Source organism: Sphingobacterium sp. UBA7253, from assembly GCF_002472745.1.
GTDB lineage: Bacteria > Bacteroidota > Bacteroidia > Sphingobacteriales > Sphingobacteriaceae > Sphingobacterium > Sphingobacterium siyangense.
Genome location: NZ_DKSP01000086.1, coordinates 4,821 through 14,621 on the forward strand (window position 1 = coordinate 4,821; position 9,801 = coordinate 14,621).

General features: G+C 37.3%; 11 protein-coding genes. 6 read left to right on the forward strand and 5 right to left on the reverse strand.

The features are described from left to right. From B2X72_RS08440 to B2X72_RS08460, 5 genes are all read left to right on the forward strand, one after another. Positions 1-469, forward strand: a 469-nt coding sequence (locus B2X72_RS08440) for a 3-oxoacyl-[acyl-carrier-protein] synthase III C-terminal domain-containing protein (RefSeq protein WP_286849103.1), incomplete at its 5' end; no start/stop codon positions are given. Between the two features lie 14 nt (positions 470-483). Then, complete coding sequence (locus tag B2X72_RS08445) at positions 484-924, forward strand: 3-hydroxyacyl-ACP dehydratase FabZ family protein (protein ID WP_286849105.1); 441 nt, start codon at positions 484-486, stop codon at positions 922-924. Further along, the gene (locus tag B2X72_RS08450) at positions 921-2,192 is read left to right on the forward strand and encodes a beta-ketoacyl-[acyl-carrier-protein] synthase family protein (RefSeq protein ID WP_286849107.1); all 1,272 of its coding nucleotides are present in this window, start codon (positions 921-923) and stop codon (positions 2,190-2,192) included. Before B2X72_RS08445 ends, B2X72_RS08450 begins: the two co-directional genes overlap by 4 nt. Before the next feature lie 4 nt (positions 2,193-2,196). Beyond that, entirely contained in the window at positions 2,197-2,451 is a 255-nt protein-coding gene (locus B2X72_RS08455) for an acyl carrier protein (protein WP_182981180.1), read from the forward strand. Next, a complete protein-coding gene (locus B2X72_RS08460; RefSeq protein ID WP_088161138.1) occupies positions 2,448-2,948 on the forward strand; it encodes a 4'-phosphopantetheinyl transferase family protein in 501 nt (166 codons plus the stop codon). Before B2X72_RS08455 ends, B2X72_RS08460 begins: the two co-directional genes overlap by 4 nt. A 266-nt stretch (positions 2,949-3,214) precedes the next feature. Here B2X72_RS08460 and B2X72_RS08465 read toward each other — a convergent pair whose 3' ends face one another. From B2X72_RS08465 to B2X72_RS08480, 4 genes are all read right to left on the reverse strand, one after another. Beyond that, positions 3,215-4,273 (reverse strand): alpha/beta hydrolase, encoded by a 1,059-nt coding sequence (locus B2X72_RS08465; RefSeq protein WP_075992083.1) that lies wholly within the window; start codon positions 4,271-4,273, stop codon positions 3,215-3,217. A gap of 641 nt (positions 4,274-4,914) precedes the next feature. Next, complete coding sequence (locus B2X72_RS08470; protein ID WP_286849112.1) at positions 4,915-5,757, reverse strand: hypothetical protein; 843 nt, start codon at positions 5,755-5,757, stop codon at positions 4,915-4,917. Between the two features lie 126 nt (positions 5,758-5,883). Further along, the gene (locus B2X72_RS08475; protein ID WP_088161141.1) at positions 5,884-7,110 is read right to left on the reverse strand and encodes a serine hydrolase domain-containing protein; all 1,227 of its coding nucleotides are present in this window, start codon (positions 7,108-7,110) and stop codon (positions 5,884-5,886) included. Positions 7,111-7,265: 155 nt separating this feature from the next. Continuing rightward, positions 7,266-8,090, reverse strand: a complete 825-nt coding sequence (locus B2X72_RS08480; protein WP_088161142.1) for a helix-turn-helix domain-containing protein — start codon at positions 8,088-8,090, stop codon at positions 7,266-7,268. 216 nt (positions 8,091-8,306) lie between these two features. Between B2X72_RS08480 and B2X72_RS08485 the strand changes: the two genes are divergently transcribed. Continuing rightward, positions 8,307-9,119, forward strand: a complete 813-nt coding sequence (locus B2X72_RS08485) for a class I SAM-dependent methyltransferase (RefSeq protein ID WP_232475752.1) — start codon at positions 8,307-8,309, stop codon at positions 9,117-9,119. A 27-nt stretch (positions 9,120-9,146) separates the two neighbouring features. On the opposite strand, the gene B2X72_RS08490 is transcribed toward B2X72_RS08485, so the two are convergent. After that, positions 9,147-9,563, reverse strand: coding sequence for a DUF1801 domain-containing protein (locus B2X72_RS08490; protein ID WP_088161143.1), 417 nt, complete (start codon positions 9,561-9,563; stop codon positions 9,147-9,149). Positions 9,564-9,801: the final 238 nt, after the last annotated feature.

Below are 9,801 nucleotides of genomic sequence, written 5' to 3' on the forward strand. Positions count from 1 at the left end.
AGCTTGCTGTCTGCTTTCCTCCGGCGAGTCAGACAATGGTCCGGTGATTCTTGATCAGGAGATGTACCATTTTTATGATGCGGAAGATATTATGGGATTTAAGCTGACAAACAGCGGTATGCAGATGATACTGGATGTTGAAGTGCCGAATGTAATCGCGTCTCATTTTGATGCCGTTATACATCTATTTTTGAAGAAGAATCAGCTTAAAATTAAAGATATTGATTACATGATTTTTCATCCAGGTGGGAAAAAGATAGTCGCTACAATCGAAGATATTTTTGCTGAATTTGATAAAGATATTGAGGATACTAAGGCTGTGCTGGCACAGTATGGTAATATGTCGAGCGCTACCGTGTTATATGTCCTCGAACGTATTATGAAACGTAGTCCTCAGGTCGGTGAATTAGGGCTGATGCTGAGTTTCGGTCCTGGATTTTCGGCGCAGCGCGTTTTATTAAAGTGGTAACCTACAAAATTTGAATGATGGATCTGAATTCTATACTAGCGAAATTGCCTTACAGTGCCCCGTTTTTATTTGTCGATGCGTTGACCCATGTCGATGCGGAAGGTGTTGCAGGTACCTATACCTTTGATGAAAATTTGGATTTTTATAGAGGACATTTTAATGAAAAAGCGATCACTCCGGGCGTTATTCTGATCGAAACGATGGCCCAAATAGGTTTAGCTTGTTTGGGAATTTTTCTGCTCAATAAAGACTTTATACAGGGCTCTTCTATTGCATTGACTTCTACTGAAATACAATTTTTAAAACCCGTGTATCCGAAGGAAAAAGTGACGGTAATTTCAAAAAAAATATATTTTAGGTTTGGAAAGTTAAAGTGTGCGGTTGCGATGAAAAATGAAGCTGGACAGGAGGTTTGTAAAGGAATATTGGCAGGTATGATTACCGAGGAGCTATGAAGAGAGTTGTCATTACAGGATTAGGGGTCGTTGCACCCAATGGAGTGGGCGTACCGGCCTTTACACAGGCGCTAAAAGAGGGTGTCTCCGGTGTTAGACATGATGTGCAGTTGGAAAAATTGCAGTTTTCCTGTCAGATTGCTGGAATGCCACAAGTATCGGATGATCTCAAAAGACAATATTTCACGGAACTTGAGCTCAGGGGTTTTAACAGTACAGGCATATTATACGGTGTCATAGCTGGAATGGAGGCTTGGACAAATGCAGGTTTTCCTATTGCCTTAAATTCGGCCCCCGATTGGGATAGCGGAACAGTCTTTGGTTCAGGCACCTCAGGTATCGATAAGTTTCGGGAGAGTATTTATAAAATTGATGAGCTGCAAACACGTAGGCTAGGTAGTACAGTCGTTGCCCAAACGATGAACAGTGGTGTCAGTGCATATTTAGGTGGGAAATTAGGGCTCGGAAATCAGGTGACCACCAATTCCTCTGCCTGTGCTACCGGAACCGAAGCAATTCTAATGGCCTATGACCGGATTAGGTCCGGAAGAGCAAAGCGCATGCTAGCAGGTAGTACTGGAGATAGTGGGCCTTATATTTGGGGCGGTTTTGATGCACTGCGTGTCTGTAGTTCGCAATATAATGACCGCCCTGCGGAAGGATCTCGCCCAATGAGTGCAACAGCCGCAGGATTCGTCCCGGGGAGCGGAGCTGGAGCCCTGTTACTGGAAGATTTGGAAAGTGCCTTAGAACGCAAGGCCATGATATATGGCGAGTTATTGGGTGGTCAAGTAAATTCTGGAGGGCAACGGGGAACGGGCAGTATGACAGCTCCAAATGCTGATGCTGTACGCCGATGTATTGCGGAAGCCCTAAAAAATTCGGGCGTCTCCGGATGGGATGTCGATTCCATAAACGGTCATTTAACGGCAACGGCCAAAGATGCTTTTGAAATAGAAAACTGGACTGAGGCCCTTGGGCGTAAAGGGAAAGATTTTCCATTGATAAACTCGCTAAAAGGAATGACTGGGCATTGTCTCAGTGCGGCAGGTAGCATCGAATGCGTGGCCACAGTTTTGCAATTATATCATGGATTTGTATTTGGAAACAGTAATTGTACTGATTTACATCCTGAGATTGCAGCAATGATAGATCCATCAAGAATACCATTACTTCAAGTTGATGTCAAACCTTATATTATAGCCAAAGCGAGTTTCGGATTTGGGGATGTAAATGCCTGTTTAATATTTAAAAAATTTGATAACTAAACCTATGAACAGAGAAGAATTGATCGGTGCTTTAAAGCCAATTATAGCACCTTACACAACAAACGAAGAAGCATTTGGACAGCTTACAGAAAAGACTGATTTTATGCGTGATCTACAAATCAATTCAGCAAATTTGGTTGATATTGTCCTGGATATCGAAGATCAATTTGGGATCGTTATTGAAAATTCCGATATGGAACGTATGCTTAATGTCGGAGCTGCAGTCGAAATAATCGAAAGCAAGTTACAAGAAAAATGATTGGTAATGACGTTATCGACCTGGTTCAGTCTAGAAAAGATAGTAATTGGAGACGTAGGGGCTTTGTTTCAAAGCTATTTAATGAGCATGAACAACTGTTGATTGTGAACAGTCCAGATCCAGAAATTGTTGTTTGGCTCTTATGGAGCATGAAAGAGGCTGCCTATAAAATATGGAATAGACAGACAGGAATTCGGAAATATATACCTAAAGGGTTGCTATGTTCAGTTATTGAACGGTCTTCTAGCAACGCAACGGGAGAAGTCATCTGTGAAGGGAAGAGGTATTACACTAAGACCATTGTTTGCCCTGATTTTATACATACCATCGCAGTTGGCGAATTGGTTCATTTAGGCAATATTGTAGAAATCGAAAAAGGTGAAATTGTTAAAGATGCTCAGGGGATACCAAGCATCATTCTGAAAGATAGCGGCACACACTTACCCGTTTCTGTAAGTAACCATGGCCGTTTTGAGAGAATAGTTGCGATTACATGAAAAAGTTAGTGTCATTAACCTTTATGTTTTATGTAACTATATGTCATTAGTTGTACTATTCCAATTTATATGTTTAATGTTTTTTTTAATAGCGGCATTATACGATTGAGTTTTTTCCTGCAGCCTCCTAGTTGCATTGCATAACTAGGAGAGCCTGATGACAGCAGCTATTTTTCAATTCATAAGATAGCTAGCTAGGGTAGATCTGAAAGAAAAATTCCAAGAACCACGTATAGCTTATCAACTTAGTCAGACGAGCAAACACCTTATTGCACTTGGATTGATTCTTCCCGAAGCATCTGTTTGAATTTGGGATCTCGTATATAACGACTAAAATCATGGCTTGACATTCCTGTGAAATCAGTCATAGAAAAGATGCTGTAATTTTTCTTAAGGGCGTTATAACTTTCCTCTTTGTATCCAAGATCAGTTGGATTAAGTTTGTTCGATAAGAATCCAAAAAACTTCTTCAACATCTTGTCCGTTCCGTTGATCGTGATGTGTATTTTCTTGACTTGTGAGCTGAGATTCACAAATTTTTTTGTGTTACTCGCCGTATCCGTATATTGAAACTCGGAAAGTCCTATCGCTGGAGCCAGCATAATGCAGGTAATTCTATTTTTGTTTTCTAACAATGGCTTTGCCCGCTCGATATCAACATTGTGAACGTCTTTTGCTTGAGCAGAAAATGAGCTATTGTATTCAGGATTTGAAATAGCGCTCATAACCACAGATGCTCCACGACTATGTGATATGATGAAGACATCCTTATCGGCCATATTGTTCAGTATACGTCTTAATCCAAATTCACCGGCCATCTGGCTAAAAGAGGCCGCTGAAAACCAGTTTTTGGCGGAACGAAAAGGGGAGGTAGATCGTAGACCATCCCAATAAAATCGAATGATTTCATCGGTTTTAGGGTTTGTAACGATATGATCGGAAATATATTTATATTGTTTTACAACAGATTCTTCATCAGCATTGAAGCCATGGACTAAAATAAACACACGTTTTTTTGGGGCAATACGTTTAGACAAACGCAGCATGTTACCGCGTTCAAAAGCGAGTAATTGTTCGCGATCCCCTCTGTCGGTGGCAATTTTCATAAGCGAATAAGGATCTCGAGCAGCTTTATTGGAAGGAATGCCATAATTTTTCTTCCAATTGTCGGGGTAGAAATTACCATTTTGATCCACAAATGAATACCATAGGTTAGGATCTACACCGGTATTGGGGGTAGCCGAATCGGGAAGATTATGGATAAGGCCACACGAAGTGAACAAGCTGATAACGATGATAATATAGAAAAAATACCTTTTGTTCATATGATTTATTTTCTACTATTCCTGAATTTAATTTTTAACTAGGATCCAATGGCTACTAAATTGGATATATTTTCACAAAAAAGCGATTTGTTGTAATATAGTCATTATTTTGGATAGCGAAAAGTAGGCTTGTATTTTGAACCGTTAATGTTTGCTGAAATTTAGCGGTACCAAGCTACAAATCATTTCTTTGTGATTAAATAAAGTTTGTTGCGTTGGTTGGTGAAAAGTTGATAATTTAAAGCTGGATTCGTATAAAAACCATAGGCATTAAATTGGTCGGTATTCTCAAAGGTTAGTGTGCCGATGTTTTTATTGTTGATATCGACTTGAGACCAATGCCATTTTTCGTCCAAATATAAGCTGTCTTTAAATCTTAAGGTGTCATTTTCGACAATAAGCTGTGAGAATAGGCAGCCTTGCCAAAGATCTCCTTTTTCATATTTCCCCGTTTTGACGTCATGTCTATTGCGAACACGTTTGATTTTCTGGTAATAAACTGATCTAATGTTAGGGGGAGTAGTATTCGTTACCCATTCATTCTTATCCCAGTGACCGAAAAGATCATTTACGGTACGGCCCTTAGATGAGCTCTGTGGGTCTAAATTATTATCATCCGATATGTTTTCGTTGAATACATATCATTTATCGTCCATAAAATAAGTTCGCTTTGTATAGCTTTTCGAATTGCTTTGATCGAAATGATAGATTTTCTCTGACAGCAGATAGGTGGCTTTACTTTTAATATCATTTAGTTTTTGGTCTTGTTTATCTGTGGACCAATTTAGATTTGCTTTGAATACTTCAATTGTTTTTTTTGTAGTATCTCCATTCAATGGCCAGCTGCGAAAGTAATGTTTGGAAACGTTGATCAAATACCCTTCAAATAAAACTTCTGAATCCTCATCCTTGTCCTGTTTAAAGGAGTATTCATCAATCTGCTTACCATCTTTATCCAGTCTATAGCATGTATGAATAACTGTTGATGGACTATCAGTGTCGATTGCACCGGTTAAACAATGAATGATTAATTCATTGTTTTTGGTCAAAAACTGATCTATAGGGTGGTCACTTGCCTTGAAGAGTATGATTTCATGTTTCCCAAACTGGTTTTTTAGCTTGTTAATGTCATCATATTTGCTGTATTCATTTGGCAGTTTTGAGGAGTGGAAAAAGTTTTGAAGCCTAATATCGATATCAAAAATACCATTTGTATAAATAATAGTGCATGCGATCAGGGCACATCCCAGTAAGTAGTACTTCAAATTGCGTGTATCCTTTACCAGCAAAAAGAAATGGAAAAATATCCAGCTCAGTAAGCAAACAAGAGGTGAAAAAATAATATAACTCAACTTTTCACTGCTGCTTAGATCAAAAACGAAAAAACTGATGAGATATGCCGTCATAAAGATTAGGCATAATATAAAAGACTTCAATAACAGTTTCTTTTTGGCTTTCTTCGGTTCCTGATCTATCTGTTGCAATATCTTATAATTTAGTATACGCTATATCCGATCTAACGCTGGACCGATATAGGTGTAATTTAACTTTTTTCTTTAAGGTTTCAAATAATAGATTAAAATCGTTATTCTAACAGCATCCATAGCGTTTCATTCATTTCTATTGGATCTTGGGAAAACTTCCTTAACTCCACCTTTTGTTAAAATAATGGAATTATAGCCATCTGTTTTGTCTTCAACAAACTCGATCGTTCTGTCGTTGTCGTCTGCTCTGAAAAATTTTGTTTTAGACTCGGGAATGAGTTCAATATCCGCATCATTATAATAGAGTTTGCCATCAATTTTTAATATCCGTATTTTTCCATACTCACCCACATAGTTATTGTATATGGTCGTATCTATTTTGGCGCGACGATGTTTGTAGGGCATTTCTACTTCTTTACCAAAGGCAATTGCTGAAAGTCCGTAACCTATGATATGGGAGGCTGAGCCGTTATTAGAAAGGACAGTGACAAAGAGTTTGTCGTCAGTAAATCGATTAAAAGAAGTCATTGTCCCAAAGAATCCGCCGTCATGTGCAATCAAATAATGTCCGTGATTATAAAATGGATTGATGATGAATCCATAGCCCCAATTTTCGGAGTTATATGGTGTAAACATTTTTTTCTTCATTGCGGCTGATAGAATCGTTGTTCCATAAAGTGCTTGGTCCCAAATGGCTAGATCTTCCACGGTTGAATAAATACCGTCGTGACCTAGGTTGATCTCCCAGTTGATATAGGGGTTATGGATAAAACCTTCGTCATTATGATAATATACTTTTGCTTTTTTCGGCACGATGGATTCATTGTTACTAACTCCGGTGTTATTCATCCCAGCTTTATCAAATATATTTTTCTTTAAAAAAGTAGCGTAATGCTCACCGGAGACTTTTTCAATAATCTTTGCTAACAAATAATAACCGATATTACTATAGGCGCTATTTGTTCCCGGTGAGAATTCGAAAGGAATTTTCTTGATGGCGGCATAAGCAGAATCGCGACTTATGCTGCTTAACGCGATTTCTTTGAAGCCCATAGCAAGTCCGGAGCTGTGTGACAGTAACATGTGGATGCTGATACTATCGGCTTTTGGATAATCGGGGAAAAATTTACTGAGTTTATCATTTAGGGATAACCGCCCACTGTCGACGAGCTGTAAAATAGCGGCTGCGGTAAATTGTTTTGTGACCGATGCCAACTGGAATTTAGTGTCTAACGTGTTTTTTATATTCCATTCATAATCTGCCAAACCGTAGGCTTTTTTTAATAAAATAGTGCCATTTTTCATGACAAGAACTGTTCCACTAAAATTATTTACATCAGCTTGTGCCTGCATTTAGGCTGCAAGTTTGGCTGATGTTTTTTCTTGGGCCACAAGAAAAACTGGACAAAGCATAAGTAGGATTAAAAGCTTCATAACGTATTGCATAAATAATTATGGAGCAATGTTACTGTTCAATAAAATAGTGTGATTGTATTTTTGTAAACCTGCTAAATAAAAATCCATTTTATCTGGCTCCGTTCGAGATTACCTATTTTGGAAAAGAAAACTTTTGGCGTAAATCCTGTTAATTTTTTAAAATCTCTAATCATGTGGGACTGATCGAAATAATCCAGGTTATAAGACAGACCTATTTTGTTTCTATCTTCGAGGTGGCTTTGAATTGCAGCTCGAAATCTGATGATTTTTTTGAATTGGGAGGGGGTTTTACAGATATGTTGATCAAATTGCTTATTTATGGTTGTTCTCGATCTTCTTGTTTTTAGCGAAAATTCTGACATCGATTGATTGACGTTGCTTGTATCTAACATTTCGGTAATTATGTTTTCGAGCAACGCATTTTTAAATGGCCAAAATTTTGATATCCAATAGTGTTCTAATGCCTTGATTCGCCCGTCCTGGTCATCTATGGACAGGATGGATCTCATAGCATCTTTATAATCCAGGTGTGGGTTAAAATCGGGAAATGTTCCGCTGTTATAATCGCTTAAATCATTGGGTATAAAAGCATTTATCCCAAGAGGTTTGAAGTAAGTGGTAATTTCATTTATTTTCCCCTCGTAACACACTAAAACAGGTTCATTAAAATTGCATACAAGGTTTGTTTCTATCGAATTGGATGGAAAATGCTTCGTAATCACCTTATTTGGGCTTACCATCGTTTGGGTCTGCTCACTTATCGTCACAATGGTGTAAATACTCGGAAACGTAAAATATGCCGTCGCTTTTTCTTCGTCAGTTTTCTCAAGTATATAGAAGCATTCAATATATTTTTTTAGGAGTAAGCTCTCTGGTCTATATATTTTTATCGTCATCTCTTTTCTTCATGTAAATAGGCGTTGTTCTTGCCTCATCCTTTTAAACTTGGAAGTATTTGATAATCGATTTAAATATAGAGAACCTTTATGATAATTTTCACCAAGCTTTATTTCTTAAAACATTTATTTTTAGATTGAGGAAACGATGAATCCGATAGAGATTAATTTTTATTGTAATTTAGTAGCTAATTAACCATTTAATTAAAAAACAAAATGAACGATTTGAACCCGGAAGAGAATTACATCGCAATAAACAAACACTCGTGGAATAACAGAACGGATACGCATTTAAAATCAGATTTTTACAATCTAACAGGATTTTTAAAAGGGGAGACTTCATTAAATTCAATTGAATTAGCATTATTGGGTGATATCAGTGGGAAAAAAATATTACACCTACAATGTCATTTCGGACAGGATACAATTTCTTTGAGTAGACTTGGCGCAAAAGTTACTGGTGTTGACCTATCTGACAAGGCTATAGAAAGCGCCCGCGAAATTGCGAAAGATATGCATGCTGATGTGCAGTTTATCTGTTGTGATCTGTATGAGCTTGAAAATCATCTTGATGAACAATTTGATCTAGTCTTTACAAGTTACGGAACGATTACTTGGTTACCTGATTTAGATAAATGGGCGAAAATAATTTCACGTTTCTTGAAACCGAAAGGGAAGTTTATTTTTGTCGAGTTTCATCCAGTTGTTTGGATGTTCGACGACAATTTTGATAAAATTGGCTATAACTATTTTAATATTGCTCCAATTGTTGAAACAGAGCAGGGAACCTATGCCGATAAAGATGCCGCTATTTCGCAGTCCTATGTCACCTGGAATCATAGTATGAGTGAGGTCGTTGGTGCTTTACTTCATAATGGGCTGAACATTCAAGACCTGAACGAATTTGACTATTCACCTTATCCCATTTTTAAAAACATGACAGAGCTAGATCCTAAAAAATTCAGAATAGCCCATTTGGGAAATAAGATTCCGATGGTCTATGCTATTGTTGCGCGTAAAAGTGAATAAATAAAATTCTGGGAATCGACCTGGTACTTATTTCTTTTTCAAATAACGATTTATCATGGGGCTAAAATCTATTTTGGATGAAACCTGAATATGTTCTGCCAATACTGAGGCGGGAAATTCATCCAAAGTTTTGAAATTAATACAGCCTTTTTGAAACTTGGCTTTCGGTATTTTTAATTTTAGTTCTTCCATTAATTCGGGGTTAGTATAGATGACCAAGGAATGGAATGAAATATAATGCTTCGCGACTGTTAACCCGTATTTAAATACACCTTGTTCATTAAAGCTGATTGCATTAGGGTTTGACATGAATTTTCCAAAGCTTTCCGAAACGGTATTGTCATTTTCTGATATTGCTTTCCGAAATTGACGAATTATTTGTTGCTCAGTGTCTGAAAGTGTATCAATATATTGATCTATTTCCATTAATTTTTTATTGTCCATAAAGGCTGTAGTTGTTCGCTAAAAATATTAAATTTTCTTTTATATCGATGTAGGCCAGCAGAAAAAGATTCGATAATTTATCTTCGATATATTTTGACCTGTCTTTAAAATTTTACCCCTCTTTATTTGTGATTTTACCCCTTGTGGTTGATAAGTTATTTATAATTTAATGTTATTAATCAAATTATAAAATTCGTATTCGTCGGAATTAGAATACGTCACATCTGTCCTAAATAAA

Excerpts from the sequence above, each read along its gene's own strand:
- B2X72_RS08445 (WP_286849105.1), top strand. The coding sequence starts at position 484 with ATGATGGATCTGAATTCTATACTAGCGAAATTGCCTTACAGTGCCCCG.
- B2X72_RS08450 (WP_286849107.1), top strand. The coding sequence starts at position 921 with ATGAAGAGAGTTGTCATTACAGGATTAGGGGTCGTTGCACCCAATGGA.
- B2X72_RS08455 (WP_182981180.1), top strand. The coding sequence starts at position 2,197 with ATGAACAGAGAAGAATTGATCGGTGCTTTAAAGCCAATTATAGCACCT.
- B2X72_RS08460 (WP_088161138.1), top strand. The coding sequence starts at position 2,448 with ATGATTGGTAATGACGTTATCGACCTGGTTCAGTCTAGAAAAGATAGT.
- B2X72_RS08465 (WP_075992083.1), bottom strand. The coding sequence starts at position 4,273 with ATGAACAAAAGGTATTTTTTCTATATTATCATCGTTATCAGCTTGTTC.
- B2X72_RS08475 (WP_088161141.1), bottom strand. The coding sequence starts at position 7,110 with ATGCAGGCACAAGCTGATGTAAATAATTTTAGTGGAACAGTTCTTGTC.
- B2X72_RS08480 (WP_088161142.1), bottom strand. The coding sequence starts at position 8,090 with ATGACGATAAAAATATATAGACCAGAGAGCTTACTCCTAAAAAAATAT.
- B2X72_RS08485 (WP_232475752.1), top strand. The coding sequence starts at position 8,307 with ATGAACGATTTGAACCCGGAAGAGAATTACATCGCAATAAACAAACAC.
- B2X72_RS08490 (WP_088161143.1), bottom strand. The coding sequence starts at position 9,563 with ATGGACAATAAAAAATTAATGGAAATAGATCAATATATTGATACACTT.